The organism is Polaromonas sp. P4_H1 (assembly GCF_056400945.1).
The window spans coordinates 1-507 of record NZ_JBFUKG010000164.1 but is presented as its reverse complement, the minus strand read 5'-3'; the positions used below and the strand labels follow the sequence as shown (position 1 = coordinate 507).

Sequence of the window (507 nt, the reverse complement as noted above, 5' to 3'; positions counted from 1 at the left end):
CTGGAAACCTGGACGCTTGGGCGCGAATTCGCATGGGGTAATCCCAAACATCCGCCCTTGATGGGCTGGGTCGCGCGGCTGTGGACGCTGGTTTTCCCGCTGACCGACTGGTCGTTCCAGTTGCTGTCGATGACCAATGCCGCGGTGGCGCTCTGGGCCGTCGATCTGATTGCGCGCCGCTTCGTGCGCGGCGATTCGCGAGCCGTCGTGCTGCTGCTGCTGATGCTGCTTCCGGCCTATCAATTCCATGCCCAGCGCTTCAACGCGAACACAGTGCTGCTCGCGGTCTGGCCGCTGGCGACCTATTGCTTCCTGCGCTCCTTTGAAACGCGCGCTATCGGCTGGGCTGCCGCCGCCGGCGTCCTGTCCGCGCTGGCGATGCTCGGCAAATATTATTCGATCTTCCTGATCGCCAGCTTCGCGCTGGCAGCGATCGTGCATCCGCAGCGGGCGGTCTATTTCAAATCCTGGGCACCGTGGATTTCGGCACTGACCGGACTCATTGCC

General features: G+C 63.1%; 1 protein-coding gene. It reads left to right on the top strand.

All coding sequences use genetic code 11. From position 1 onward, the window contains the following. Positions 1-507 (top strand): glycosyltransferase family 39 protein (locus AC1DS5_RS25675; RefSeq protein ID WP_477721063.1); only part of this gene is annotated, 507 nt, incomplete at both ends.